Source organism: Flavobacterium cutihirudinis, from assembly GCF_003385895.1.
Lineage (GTDB): Bacteria > Bacteroidota > Bacteroidia > Flavobacteriales > Flavobacteriaceae > Flavobacterium > Flavobacterium cutihirudinis.
Genome location: NZ_QRDQ01000013.1, coordinates 53,180 through 68,521 on the forward strand (window position 1 = coordinate 53,180; position 15,342 = coordinate 68,521).

Genomic DNA, 15,342 nt, shown 5'->3' on the forward strand with positions numbered 1-15,342 from the left:
CTTTAAATCGTGCGTTTTATTTCAATTGTATAGGTAAACCAGTCGTTTCGGTAATAACAAATATTGTATTCGATTGGCCTTCTTGCAGTATCCAGAACTACCCTTTTTCTTTCTAAAACCGGTTGATTTTTTTCGATTTTTAAAGTTCCTGCAATTCGTTTGCTGGCTGCAATAGCTTTAAGTTCTTCCTGAGAGTAAACCGGAACAACATTGTATTTGTTTCCAAGAATTTCATATAAAGGCGCTTCGAAATTTTCATCAATTGAAAGACCAATTCTCGGATGAAAATACGATTCGAAATACACCATCGGACTGTCATCAATACTTCTTGTACGCTGTAAAAGAAGCACATCATCACCTTCATTTATTTGCAAATGTTTGGCTATTTTGGCATTGGCCTGAACAATTTCGACATTCAGATACAGGTTTTTAAACTCTAAACCCATATCCTCCATTTCGTGCGTAAAACTCATCCAGTTATTCAGGTTTGTCGTAATTCGATTTTGAGAAACACGAGTTCCAGATCCTTTTTTTCGAACCAGTAATTTTTCATTTACCAAAACAGCAATTGCCTGACGAAGTGTATTACGGGAAATTCCCCAACGTTTTGCCAAATCAACTTCCTTTGGAAACAATTCCCCACTTTTAAAATCGGGATGTTTAATTAGTTCACGCAACAAATCCTCTACCTGTTTATGCAACGGTATTTTACTGTCGTGATCCAATAACGGTATTTTGTTCATATGTTCATACATATGACAAATGTAGTTTTTTTTATTAATGAACAAAACAATTTTCAAAAAAATATAAAATACTGATTACTAAACATTTTTACTAAAATTATTTAGTACTAAAACGTTATAGAAAAAAGCACTGATTATCAGCAGATGAAATCTAAAATTTGATTTTTAACATTAAAAAGACAATCGTATGTTCCTATAACAGCTGAAAATTTTCTATATTAGCTTTTTACAAAATCATACTGAAACTCCAGTATAAATCTCATTTTTAAATTTTTAAAATAACTAATGAAAAACACTTTCTGATTGTTTCTACCCTTTCTCGATTGTTTTTTATTAAATCGATTTAGCTACTGATTCAAAATCATATATTCTTTTAACTTAATACTTTATGTTATTCTATTTTTGGAGTGACAGCAAAACCAAATCAAACATGAAAAAAATTTTATTTGCCTTTCTTGCTTTTTGCTTAATCACGCAATCTTTCGGCCAGAAAAATCCCAAAGCCATTAAAGTTACTTACCAAAGAAGTTACAACGGAAAACTTGTCGAAAATCCGGATCCGCTACTTTTGTACGCTTCTAAAGATTTGAGTCTGACAACAACCGATAAAATTTTACAGCAAAAAGCGGAACTTCCGTACGAACAAACTTTTATTGATTTCAACACCAAAACCATTTCGCAATGGGCACAGCTTAAAAACAAATCGATACTTACTAATGACACTGAAGCATTAGGAAAACAAAAATTTGAGTTTAGCAATGAGACTAAAAAAATCCTGAATTATGTCTGCAAAAAAGCCACGACTTCGGTAAACTCAAATAAAATCGAAATCTGGTACACCAATGATTTAGGATTAAAAGGCGGACCTGCAGCTTTAGGACAAGATTTAGGTTTAGTGCTGGAAACGATTCGTAACGGAAACAGCGTTGTTACGGCATCAAAAATCGAAATTTTAAAAACCGTTCCTTACGTTCTAAAAATTCCGGCTGTACAAACTGTTGACCAATTAACATATAAAGATTTATTGTGGAAAAGCCGTTTTATCAATATTCCTGTTTTCAACAAAGAAGAAATTCACTTTATATCTGATGCAAAATCAAACGACAGCATCTTAAGATTTGCCAGCGGAACAGTTATTGTCCGAAAAGTAAAATTTCCGGAAATTAAAAAAGGAAGCGCCATTTTTGCTGATGTTACACAACAATCGAATGGTGATGCCTATGACAGAACGGGATCGGTATTTATGATTCCGATGGATAAAAAAACTTCTTTTCTTGACGGATTAAAAAATGGTGCAAATACATTACCTGTGTACGAAAATGGAAATGGCAAAAAATATCAGGGCGTAGCAGCAACAAACGACTATACTCCTTTATTGGAATTGATGCGCTTTTTTACTCCTTTTGGTGTAAAGCATTTCAACTATCTGCAATTAAAAAATAAGGTTTGGCAGGATAGCGTTTTTTATCGTCAGGATATTTCGTTGTTGCAACCAAAATTGAGTAATCAGGAAATTTATATCGGAATGTTTATTGGAAATTATGACGCTGGCGGACATAAAGCAAGTTTAAACATAAGCATTCACGAAGGTGAAGACAACAATACAAAAGCAGATTATATTCTGCCTCTTTTCAACACGCTGAATGTGATGGAAATGGCCGGACAGGAATACGGCACTATGTTCGATAATGAGAAAGGAATTGAACTATCTTTTGAAGTTCCTGAAGGTTACAAAAACTTCAAACTAAGTTATACCACAACCGGTCACGGCGGCTGGGAAAATGGCGATGAATTTTTGCAGAAAAAAAACACCATTTATATTGACGGAAAAGAAGTTTTCGGATTTACGCCATGGCGCACTGATTGCGGTTCTTACCGTTTGAGTAATCCGGCTTCGGGTAACTTTGGCAATGGTTTATCATCATCTGATTTGAGCCGTTCTAACTGGTGTCCGGGAACGACAACTAATCCAAATTTAATTGATTTAGGAAATCTTTCCCCGGGAAAACATACTATTCGCGTTTCTATCCCGATGGGGAAACCGGAAGGAACGAGCAGCAGCGCATGGAATGTTTCGGGATTTTTGATTGGAGAAAGGTAATTGATAATTAAATTTAGATAAAATCGACTTATTGATTCAGCAGAAGTCTTTCTATATTTAAATTTCTGAAAAAACTAAAATTAACTTGTTGATTATATGTAATTCACAAAAAAACAAACACATAGAAACATCGATTTTATATCAAAAAAAGGAGACAAAAAGAAACGCCTTTTTAAAATAGTCATGAACTATGTTTTTATGTGCTAAAAATTTTACTCAACAAATTAATTTTATTTTTTCACTATTAAAAACTAACTATCAAACCATCAAACATCAAAAAAAATGAAAAAAATCACATTTTGTCTTTTGTTTTTCACCATGAGCTTAACGACAATAATTGCTCAAACCTACACTCCAACTGAAGGAAATCTAAAAAGTCGTAAAGAATTTCAGGATGATAAATTCGGAATGTTCATTCACTTTGGACCGTACAGTGTTCTTGGTAATGGCGAATGGATCATGAACAACGAAAACATCAAAGTAACAGAATACGGAAGATTAATTAATGTTTTTAATCCGCAGGATTTTGACGCAAAAAAATGGGTTGGAATCGCAAAAGCAGCCGGCATGAAGTACATTACTTTTACTACGCGTCACCATGATGGCTTTAGTAATTTTGACACCAAATTATCGGATTGGAAAATTACAAATACACATTTCAAAAGAGATTTGCTAAAAGAATTGGCTGACGAATGTCATAAAGAAGGCATCAAATTATTCTGCTATTATTCACTTTTAGACTGGACAAGAACAGACTATCAGTACGAAACGGGAAAAACAGGAAAAGGAACCGGAAGAACTCAAAAAAGTGACTGGAACAGCTACGTTCGTTTCATGAAAGGACAATTGACTGAATTGCTTACCAATTATGGAAAAATCAGCGGAATTTGGTTTGACGGTCATTGGGATCAATTGGACAATGATACTGATAAAACATTAACTTCAAAAGTAAACTGGCATTATGATGAAATTTACACTTTGATTCATTCGCTTCAGCCAGACTGTCTGATTTCGAATAATCATCATTTATTACCAATTCAGGGAGAAGATTTTCAAGCTTTTGAAAAAGATTTGCCAGGCGGAAATACCACAGGATTTGGAGGACAGTCTGTTTCTCAATTGCCTTTGGAAACTTGTGAAACAATGAATAATTCCTGGGGATTCGATATCAATGACCGAAAATACAAATCGACAAAAGATTTATTACATTATTTGATAAATGCAGCAAGTCTAAATGCTAATTTCTTATTGAATGTTGGTCCAATGGCAGACGGAACAATTCAACCTGAATTTGTTCAAACCCTAAAAGAAATGGGAACCTGGATGGATAAAAACGGAAACAGTATTTACGGAACTAGAGGAAACGTAATAAAACCACAAGATTGGGGTGTATTTACAGCAAAAGACAAAACTTTATTTGCACACATAATTAAAACTCCAGCACAAACCGACTATATTTTTATTCCTGAAATGAAGCAAAAAATCAAAAAATGTTATTTGATGGACAGCAAAAAAGAAGTCAAATTCAAACAACAGCCAGAAGGAACTTTTGTTTATTTGAATGGGATAAAAATCGACGAAATCGACACCATAATAGAAATGCAAATACAATAATTTTTGAAAAGCCATATTTTTATGGCTTTTCATTTATTCAATAAATTTATTTAAAATGTTTAAAAAAGTTATTTTCTTCTCATTCGTTGCTCTTATTGCAACTGAAAAAGGAAGCGCACAAAGTACAATTTCAGCCGAAACATTCCTGAAACACGATACCTATTTAGCTTCAGATAAGTTAGAAGGTCGTTTGGCCGGAACAAAAGGCAACAATGAAGCAGCTGCTTACATCAAAAAATATTTCAAAAAATTTGGACTTAAAAAATTCAATAACAACTATTATCAGCCTTTCAAAATTTTCATAAAACCGGATATTAACAAAATGAAATCGGATAGTGTTTCGACGCAAAATGTTGTAGGTTATCTGGAAGGTTCTGATGAAAATCTAAAAAAAGAATTCATTGTTATTGGCGCTCATTATGACCATTGGGGTTGGGGCGGAAAAGGTTCAGGAAGCAAGAAAAAAGACACGCTCGCTATTCATAATGGAGCTGATGATAATGCCTCGGGAGTTTCGGCTCTTTTGTCTATTTTGGAAGAGTTTCACCATACTAAAGTTGCTCCAAAAAGAAGTATAATTTTTATTTCTTTTAGCGCTGAAGAAGAAGGTTTATTAGGTTCGAAATATTTTGTCAATCATTTACCTGTGGATAAAAACGCCGTAAAAGTGATGATCAACATGGATATGGTGGGAAGATTAAATGATAAAAAAGAACTTTATATGGGCGGTGCCGGCACATTTCCTGACGGCGTTGAACTGATGAAAAAATTAGGTGAAAGCAGCGGATTAAATCCTGTTGTATTTGCCGGAGATGTTGGAGGCTCTGATCATGTTACTTTTTACAAAAACGAAATTTCTGCTATAGGATTACATACTGGAGGACATCCGCAATATCATACACCGGAAGATGATACTGTTTTGATTAATAGCGAGGGTGGCGCCTTGGTTGCTAAATATATTTATAATGCTTTAGTTTCTATTGCTAATTATGAGCAACCGCTGACTTTTATAAAGCAGAATTAAATTTAGCCAAAAGCAATAAAAATTTCTCTTTAAATAAAAACGTCGAATTTGCGATTATTCAAATGCAAATTCGACGTTTTTTATGCCTTAACTATTCCTAAAACGGTAGCTAAATCGGATTATTTATTAAATCTCTTAGCGGGCTTCCTAAAAAAACTTTAGCAAATTGTTTCAAAAGTGTAACAGTAGAAAAAAATAAAGTCTTTAAAAGTAACGAGTCTTTCTCACTCGATTAATATTAGTTTCTGAGTTTTAAACAACAGTTTAGCACATTGTTGAAATTACATTTTTCTCAAACAAAAAACCCCAGATCCAGGTTGTCCTGAATCTGGGGTTTACCAATTACTAACTAAACATTAAAAATGAAAATTATTTTACGTCCCAGAAAATTTTGGTACTTAAATTATCTTTGTCTTTAACTGTATTATAGTTATTTGTATTATAAACACTTTCAGAGCTTGGGTATGTCCAACGCGTTGGAGGTGTTTTTTGAGGGCTTGTTTCATCTTGCGCGAAATTAAGCACTGGAAGTTTCAACCTTCTTTGCTCAGACCAAGATTCGTCAGCCTGCATAATGTTATAATGAATATACTTTTGAAAAGCGATCAATTGTAATTGAGCAGCTGGAGTTGTAGCACCTGCAAAATTAACATTAGCAATATAAGCATCAATTTCAGCAGTTGTAGGTTCGCTAGTTGGCTTCCATGTAACATCGTCCGCCTTATCACCTAATCTCACGTAATATTGAATTGATTGTCTGATTGCTTTTTCAAAATGTGTTTTTGCAGTAGCAGCATTCCCAGTTCTTGAATAATATTCTGCAAGAATCAAGTTTACTTCAGCAGAATTTATCAAAGTACCTGGCAACCAGTCGTTTTTACTGATAACTGATCTATTATAAATAGCAATTTCACCATCAGCTATTTCTTTATCTTGAACTGTAGAAGTCGCTAATGGATCTACTCCTACGTAAGCTGTTGCGTTTGCACCTTTTTCAAACAACCATGCCTGACGAGGATCACTGTTGGCATTCATGTGATCAATCATAGGTTTTGGAGCAAGGTTATTATTCCAACCTTCCAAAGCATCCCAGAAACCTGAAGTATCTAAATCTGTATCCTGAGTATATACTCTGAAAGCAATATCTTCTGAACTTTCATCCACAATTTTTCCTTCAGCAATAATTTCAGCGATTTCTGTATTTGCTCTTCCCGAAAAAGTCGGAACAGCAGAAACCCTATTTAACAACTTCAAACGCAAAGAGTTACAATAATTCTTCCAAGCTACAAGACTACCTTTGTTGATCAAATCCTGATTTTTGAACTCTAAATTTGTTTTGTCAGTCAAAGTAATAGTATTCAATTCTGTAGAAAAAGCTTTCAAATTATCTAACATCAATGTGTAAAGCTCTGTCTGATTATCATACTTAGCCAATGCAAGTGCATAAGCACCTCCAGTTGAACTAATTTTTCCTGCTTCAGAGAAAGGGATATCACCAAAGTTATCAATCATTTTTGCAGTATGATCATATAAGTAGATAGTTGATGTAATAGCAAAAATTCTGTATTCAGCCTGCTCTGCAGGTGTTAAAGAACCCATTACTTTTTCTAACTCTCTATATTGGGTAATAAATCTATAATATCTATCCCATCTGTTAGTTACTGCTGCTCCCGGAACATAACGGTTAGACGTATTAGTAAATCCGTGTCCTTGAGTATAAGTCAATGAAGTTGTTCTTATTACAGTAAAATAATTCCAATATGATGGAATTACATCCTCATAGTTAACTTTCATAAATCCGGCAAATTGTTTAGGTACTGTTGTAGTTGTTACCTTTGACGGATCTCTATATGCTTCTGCAAAATCATCTTTCGAACATGAGCTCAAAGAAATTGCAATAGAAGCTAATGATATATATAATAATTTTTTCATGTTGTCTATTTTAATTATAATTTATCCTATTAGAAAGATGCTCTCAATACTACCCCATAACTTCTTGTAGACGGAGTGATTCCTGAATTGTTCACGTTTTGATACCATTTAGTTCCTGAAGTTGTTGCCTCAGAATCCATATCTTTAATCGTTCTGTAGAAATAAAACAAGTTACGTCCGAAGAAAGAAAGACTTAACTTAGTCGCTCCAATTTTACTAGCAAAAGAAGAAGGTACATTGTACATAAGTGATAACTCTCTTAATTTAACATAGTCGTTCTTTTGAATGTACAACTCATAACGAGAAATACTATCATATTGAGGACCTCCCCAGTTGTAAGTCAAAACATAATAACCTGCCTGAGAAACTACGTTTGTATTTGGAGTTCCATCAACATTTACACCATCCATTAACATACCATCGCGGTATAATGGCTGACCAGCTGGTCCTGAAGTTGCACTGTTTGGAACCTGAACTCCTTTTCCATTATCCATATAATAGGTTAAACCACCACGCTCGTTTGTACTGTATTTCAAAGATTCTTCAGTTAAACCTCTAGACGTCATCCAGTTCATACCTGTTGGCATCAAAGAACCACCATAAGAGTAATCAATACCAATATCTAATGTAAAGTTTTTATAACTCAAAGAGTTGATCAAACCTCCAACACCTTTAGCCATTGCTGATCCGTATTTTTCCCATTTATCACCATCAAGCTGATAAAATCCATCAGCACCAACCACTTTATTACCGTTCGCATCTGTTTTAACAGGGTGTGCATAAATACCTCCCATCTCTTGTCCTACTACTGATTTTAATTGAGCAGCAGATCCATCATAGTCAGCATGCAAAATCTCGTTAGAACCATCTGATAATGAAATCACTTTGTTAATGTTTTTAGACCAGTTCAAAGTCACATCCCAAGAGAAACTATCTGTTCTAACAGGTGTCCCTGTCAAAGCAACCTCGAATCCTTTATTACTCAATTCACCAACATTCGTCAAAATAGAAGTAGCCCCTGAAGAAGGTGGTATAGACAATTGAATAAGTTGATCCTTAATTTTTGCTGTATAGAAAGAGAAATCCAATCCTAATCTTCTGTCTAAGAATTTAGTTTCAAAACCAAGTTCTATTTCATGCTTCATTTCAGGTTTAATACCTTCATTTCCATATGTAGCTTGCGAAGTCGTAGTCAATACAGGACTTGCTGTTCCTTGTGATCCTAAAGAAACCTGATCGAATGCTACGTTAGCAATAAATGGTTCTGGATAAGCCCCCACGATACCCCAAGAACCACGCATTTTTGCGTAATTAAAGAAATCTGGTAATTTAACAGCATCTGATAAAACGAAACTAGAGTTTACAGAAGGATACGTAAAAGCATTATTATTTGGGTTCATCGTTGAAGTACGGTCTCTTCTTAATGTACCTTCAAGGAACAAAAAGTTTTTATAACTTCCACTTACAGTTCCAAAAAGTGCATCTTTAAGTATTGTAAATTGTTTAGAGCCACTATTAGCTAATCCAACAGAAGAATTTACATCATACCATCCTTCTACACTTAAACCACCATTAGTAGAACGAGACAAATATTTAGATGTTTCCTGCGTTCCAGAATAACCAAACATTGCACCTACAGTAAAATCGTCATTTATTTTTTTGTTGTATGTCCCAATTAATTCGCCATAAAGAACATTATAGTCCTGACCTTCCATTTGATAAGACCCAGTTCCAAAACCGTAAATTAAGGGTTTTTCTAATGGATTCTTTGTTTCTGTGTTTATTGCTGTTAAATCAGTCGAAACACGTCCACGGATAGACAAATCTTTTGTAATTGAAAGCGTTTCAGTAAGACTTGCTATAACACGATTTGTAATCTCCTCTTGTTGATTTGCATTTGTATTCCAAAAGAAATCACCAATATCAGCTTTAAAACCGTTACGAATAATATTTTCATCCGGAGTTAAACTTTGTCCATTTACTCCTGTAACATATTTATAACCTAAACTTGTTTTGTATTTTGCTTTGTACCAATCGCCATTATCAAAAGGGCTAAGCATACCTGTAAAGTTATTTACTAAACGGTCTAAAGCTACTGAACGATTACGCACATTTTGATTCAAATAACTAACAATAACATCTGTTTTCAACTTACCTGTCTTGAATGATGCATTTAAGTTGAAGTTATTCTTTTTATTGTTATTATTCATACTCAAACCTTCAGATTCGATATGAGTATAAGAGAAACGAATATTGCTGTTTTCTGTACTGTTTGTAAGGGCAAAGTTTGTAGTTGCATCCCATGCGTTTTGGAACATATTTTTGTAGCCATCTTTTTGTGCAGAGTACGGACGTACTACACCATCCCATGACATAATTGGTTGCCCGTCAAACCTAGGACCAAAGTTTACAGAACTGTTCGCAACTCCTCTCATATCATTAACTCCATCGCCATTTGTGTCATATTGCACAAAACCGTCTGGTCCAGCCCAGTTTGGATTAAAAGTACCATTAGAATAACCCGGACCTCTTTCGTACTGAAATCTTGGCAAATAAGCAATTTGATTTCCTGAATAACTAGTGCTAAAATCAACACCTAGTCCTTTTTTTCCTTTTCCAGTTTTAGTTGTAATCAATACAACACCATTTACAGCCTCAGAACCATATAATGCAGCTGCAGAAGCTCCTTTTAAGATAGAAATATTTTCAACATCTTCAGGGTTGATATCTGCTAAACCGTTGTTTTTAATACGTGGCTGATTCCAATAATCACTGTTAGAAACCTCACCATTACGAATAGGCACACCATCCATAACAATAAGCGGCTGGTTTCTACCTGTAATAGAGTTAATTCCACGAATCTGGATATTAATTGCTCCTGCTCCTCCTGGAGTAGCAGTAATACGTACACCTGGTGCTTTACCGTACAATCCATTAGCAATTGTAGGAGACGCTGTTTTAACAATCGCATCTGCTTTAATTACACTCGTAGCATAACCGATCGATTTGTTCTTTTTAGATTGCCCTAAAGCGGTAACCGTAACACCATCTAATTCGTTAGTACCACTTGCTAATTTAAATGTCATTCCATCTACAGCTTTTACTTCAGCCGTTTTAAATCCTACAGAGCTAATAATAAGTGTAGCTCCTTCTCTTGCTGAAATTTTGAATGCTCCATTCTCATCAGTAATTGTTTCTTGTTTAGTCCCTTTTTCCCTAACGATAACAGAAGGAATCGGGAGATTTTCATTATCTGTAATTACCCCGGAGATCGTGGTGTTTTGAGCATTCACTCCTTGATAGCACATTACCATTAGAAAAACTAACAGTGACTTGTAAAACAGTTTTCTCATAATTAATATTAGTTTGGTTTGGTTTTAAATTTTTCTAAATAAAAGGTTCTGATTTTTTTTAAAAAAAATATTGAATACTAAAACCTTTGATTTCTATATTACCTTTTCCTAACCTGGATCTGGTAATAGTTAAGTTTCTTGTTTATTACATCTCTATTTTTTCTTTTATATCATAAGCGTTTTTTTTGTTTAATAATTTGTTTAAGTTTTCTGAGTTATCTTTTCCGCCAACTATAACGTTTTAGCAATTGTTTTTTAAAAAAAGGAAACAATTCCTATACTGACTCTCTTATAGTTAAACTTCCTTTTTTCTTTTCTTTTATTATCTTATAATCACTTCCGTCTGTCATTTGACTCATTAGGAGCTTTACTGTTTTTTTTCCCATTTCTTCAATTGGCTGCGATAAAACAGTAATAGAAGGAGAATGTAACCTGAAACTGTCATGATCATCAAAACTGATCACCGCTTTGTCTACAGGAATTTTCAAACCTAGCCGCCTTAAAGACTGTAATCCTGCAAGTAGCAAATAATTTGCTCCAAAGAGTATCGCGTCGATATCGGTATTCTTGCTCAAAAATTCAGAGATCTTTTCTATTCTTTTGTCTTCTGTTATATGATATTCAATATCCAGAATTCGTGACTCATCATACAAACCAGCTTCTGTCAATGCATGCGTATAACCTTGTTTCCTCAGATTCATCTGAATCAGCTGTGAGTAATTGGTAACGAATGCGATTTTTTTGAATCCTTTTTCTAACAGAAAATTTGTCGCTTTTTCAGCTCCTTCAAAATTATCCAGTACTACATGACTTACATCTTGTCCTTCAAAATAACGATCGACTAATACCACCGGACATTGAAGTTCTAATAATCTGTCTATCGTACTTTTCATGTTTTCTGTAGGCGTTATGATAAAACCATCAACATTTGCCTGCAACAAACTATCTACCAACTCCACTGCACGTTCATCGCTTCCTCCGGTACTACAATAAAACACTCTATAATTAGAATTTATCGCCTCACGCTCAATCACTTTTGCTAAATCAGAAAAAAAGTGATTTGATATATCTTCTACAATAAGCCCAATCGATCGTGTTTTTCCAGTTCTTAAACTACTGGCGATCATATTGAGTTTAAATTTCATTTCTTCACTAACCTTAAAGACCTTCTTAATCACTTCTTTGCTTATCCCCATCTTCTCGCCTTTGTTATTCAGAACAAACGAAACAGTAGTTACCGATACATTTGCTGCTTTGGCGATATCTTTAATGGTGATGTTTTTTTTCATGAAACGTTAAGTTTATCTTAAACCTTAGTTAATATATTAAAACAAATATATATTTAATAAAACGATTTACAAAAACGTTTTAGTATTTTTTTTATATTCATTTAAATATTTTAACATTTAAAAAACCTAATTTCAAATTTTATCGCTAACCTCCTGAAAATAAAACATTAATTATCATAAAAAGGATGTTATTTTTCCCACAAAAACTCAAAACAGCAGCCAAATTCAATAAAAATTAATACTGCAAAAAATGCCATCATAAAATCAGAAAAAATGCGACATATTTAACATAAATATATGTTAAGTAATTTTCATATAACAATTCCATTTCACTTTTACAGTATTTTTTTTAACATAAAATAACCGAAATTCTTTTTATTCAATTTTTATCATCTAGATCAAACTATTTTAAAAACAATTACGCTTCGTTATTTCTCTTTTTTTAAAGTTGTAAGCTTTTTTTTGCATTTGATTTTAGCTCAAGGCTAAAATTTCACAAATTCAACTTACTTTTTAATTCAATTCAGAGATCTTTTTCAATTTTTGAACTGCTTTTTCTACTCTGAAACAGTAAGTATATCTCTTAGTCGAATATCTCTTGATGAAGCTCCAATCATAATTCTGAAATTGCCTGGTTCAACAACCCAGTTCATTTCGCCATTCAACATTTTAAGTGTTTCTTTATTGATATCAAATGAGATTTCTTTTGATTCTCCCGCTTTAAGCGAAATTCTCTGAAAACCTTTTAACTGTTTTATCGGTTGAGCAACAGAAGCCAAAACATCACGCACATACAACTGAACAACCTCATCTCCATCAACAGTACTTGTATTTTTTATTGTGCAATACACTTTCGTTGTTTCTGCTTTTCCGATTTGTTTTTTGTCAAATCGCAAATTGCTGTATTCAAATGTTGAATAACTCAATCCGAAACCAAAAGGAAATAAAGGCGCACCATTTAAATTGGTATAATCATCAGAACGTCCTGTCGGTTTATGATTGTAGACCAATGGCAATTGTCCTTCAAAAACAGGAAATGTTATTGGCAAACGTCCTGCAGGATTTTTATCTCCAAACAAAATATTTGCAACAGCATGACCGCCATCTTCGCCCGGATACCAAACGTCTAAAATTGATGGTACATTATTAATCCACTTGTCCATTGTAATAGCGCTTCCTCCTACCAAAACAACTACAACTGGTTTTCCGGTTGCTGCTACAGCATTTATTAATTCTTCCTGATGTCCAAGTAAACCTAAATAAGCTCTGTCATTGAATTCACCTTCTTCGATTCCCGCAGCAATTACCGCCACATCCGATTTTTTGGCAGCCGCTACAGCTTCATCAATTTTATTTTGCCAGTCATTATTTACGCCAACATTCCAGACTAATTTAAATTTCGCATAACCTTGTGATTCAAAAAACTCAATTCTGATATCGTATTCTTTGTCTTTTTCAAATTTAAAATCAACAAGTTTTGTTGAATACGTTTGGCTTTTCCAATTGTCAATAATTAGTTTTCCATTTAAGTACAAGCGATAACCATCGTTTCCTTCAAAACCAATTTTATAAGTTCCCGTTTCCGGAGATTTTATTTTTCCGCTCCATTTAACTGAATAAAAATCGTAATTGATTTTTTCCTGATCCGGAGAATAAAGTGTCCAGTCAAAATTAATTAACTGATCTAATCGTGTTAAAACCGGACTTCCGCTTAGTTGTACATTATTAAAGTACTCACCAGACAAACCATTTACGGTTTTACCTTTTTCAACACTAAACAACTGAGTCAAAGGAACCGAAACATATTCCGTATTTCTTCTGCCAACTCCTTTCGCAAGGTTTATCTGAGTTGCTGTTCCTAACTTTGCTTTTATTCCGTCAAGCATACTTACTTTTCCGTTGCCCGGACCACTGTAACCTCCCAAACGTGCTTCAGTAATATCATTTCCAATTAAGGCAATTGATTTTATTGATTTTTTAAGTGGTAAAACATTATTCTCGTTTTTAAGCAAAACCATTCCTTTTTCGGCAGCTTCTCTCGACAATAATTTGTGAGCAGGATTTCCGTTCCATTTGTTGGTCTCTTTTTCATCCGCATATGGATTCTCAAACAATCCCAATTCAAATTTCAATCGTAGAACTCTCGCCACAGCTTCGTCAATATTTTTCATGTCGATTCTTCCGTCAAGGAAAGGCGGCTGAAATAATTTGTAATGATCGTATGCCGTTTGAAAAATCACATCCAAACCATTGTTGATGGCATTTGCTCCCGATTCAGGATAATCTTTTGCGGTATAATGCAGTACATTTCCGCCACCTACAGCATTTGCATCAGAAATAATGAACCCTTTAAAATTCATTTCTCCTTTTAATTTTTTGTTCAACAACCAGTCGTTTGCCGTACAAGGGCTTCCATTTATAGTATTGTACGAAGTCATCACACTTCGGCTTCCTCCTTCGGTAAAACACGCACGGAAAGGCGGAAACTGATATTCTTCCAGATAGCGTTCATTGTAATCAATTGGGTAACTATCACGACCACCGTCGCCGCTGTTGGCAAGAAAATGTTTAGGAGTTGTGATTACGCCTCTTTCTTCAAACGAGGAAACATATGCTACACCCATTTTTGAAGAAAGAAAAGGATCTTCTCCATATGTTTCTTCCACTCTTCCCCAGCGAACATCTGAGGCAAGATTAACCACTGGCGAAAGAATCTGACGAATTCCGCGACTTTTTGATTCCATTGCAATCGCTGTCGAAACCCTTTTCATCAATCCGGTATCAAAGGTTGCAGCCAATGAAATAGATTGCGGAAAAGCAGTTGCGCCATCTCTTACTAATCCGTGCAACGCTTCATCAAAAGCGATAATCGGAATTCCTAGACGTGTTTTCTCCACAAAATATTTCTGAATTTTATTAACCAGTTTCACTGTTTCTTTTGCATTACTGGCGGCACTATAATCTAAAATTTGATTGCTGGCGTCGGTACTTCCTTTTGCACTGACCTGAAAACCAAATATTCCATTTTTATAATTGGCTTCTCCATCAGACAAATCACCTGGAATCATGAACATTTGCCAAAATTTCTCTTCCGTCGTCATTCTGGACAATAAATCCTGAACGCGTTCTTCAACAGGTAATTTTGCATTTTTATATTTTGGCGCATTCTGAGAATATAGTGTCTGAAATCCCAGAAATAAGCCTAGTAAAAGTATTTTTTTGTTCATAATAATAGTATTGAAATAGCGATAAGGCATATATTTTTATTGATTTTAACCTGTTGAGG

Annotated in this window: 8 protein-coding genes; 3 read left to right on the top strand and 5 right to left on the bottom strand. The window is 34.3% G+C overall.

The genetic code is table 11. From position 1 onward, the window contains the following. Positions 1-2: 2 nt before the first annotated feature. Positions 3-743, bottom strand: coding sequence for a GntR family transcriptional regulator (locus tag BD847_RS19770; RefSeq protein WP_115890026.1), 741 nt, complete (start codon positions 741-743; stop codon positions 3-5). Between the two features lie 430 nt (positions 744-1,173). On the opposite strand from BD847_RS19770, the gene BD847_RS19775 reads away from it, so the two are divergent. The 3 genes from BD847_RS19775 to BD847_RS19785 all read left to right on the top strand — a co-directional run bounded on the left by BD847_RS19775 (position 1,174) and on the right by BD847_RS19785 (position 5,482). Next, positions 1,174-2,844: a GLPGLI family protein gene (locus BD847_RS19775; RefSeq protein ID WP_115890027.1), complete on the top strand. Its 1,671-nt coding sequence runs from the start codon at positions 1,174-1,176 to the stop codon at positions 2,842-2,844. 282 nt (positions 2,845-3,126) lie between these two features. Continuing rightward, positions 3,127-4,458 (top strand): alpha-L-fucosidase, encoded by a 1,332-nt coding sequence (locus BD847_RS19780; protein ID WP_208641818.1) that lies wholly within the window; start codon positions 3,127-3,129, stop codon positions 4,456-4,458. A 55-nt stretch (positions 4,459-4,513) separates the two neighbouring features. After that, on the top strand, positions 4,514-5,482 hold the full coding sequence (locus tag BD847_RS19785; RefSeq protein WP_115889976.1) for a M20/M25/M40 family metallo-hydrolase: 969 nt from the start codon (positions 4,514-4,516) through the stop codon (positions 5,480-5,482). A gap of 369 nt (positions 5,483-5,851) precedes the next feature. Here BD847_RS19785 and BD847_RS19790 read toward each other — a convergent pair whose 3' ends face one another. The 4 genes from BD847_RS19790 to BD847_RS19805 form a co-directional block, all read right to left on the bottom strand. After that, entirely contained in the window at positions 5,852-7,414 is a 1,563-nt protein-coding gene (locus tag BD847_RS19790; protein ID WP_115889977.1) for a SusD/RagB family nutrient-binding outer membrane lipoprotein, read from the bottom strand. A 29-nt stretch (positions 7,415-7,443) separates the two neighbouring features. Then, positions 7,444-10,767, bottom strand: a complete 3,324-nt coding sequence (locus tag BD847_RS19795) for a SusC/RagA family TonB-linked outer membrane protein (protein ID WP_115889978.1) — start codon at positions 10,765-10,767, stop codon at positions 7,444-7,446. A 275-nt stretch (positions 10,768-11,042) separates the two neighbouring features. After that, entirely contained in the window at positions 11,043-12,056 is a 1,014-nt protein-coding gene (locus tag BD847_RS19800) for a LacI family DNA-binding transcriptional regulator (protein WP_115889979.1), read from the bottom strand. 557 nt (positions 12,057-12,613) lie between these two features. Further along, on the bottom strand, positions 12,614-15,283 hold the full coding sequence (locus BD847_RS19805; protein ID WP_115889980.1) for a glycoside hydrolase family 3 C-terminal domain-containing protein: 2,670 nt from the start codon (positions 15,281-15,283) through the stop codon (positions 12,614-12,616). Positions 15,284-15,342: the final 59 nt, after the last annotated feature.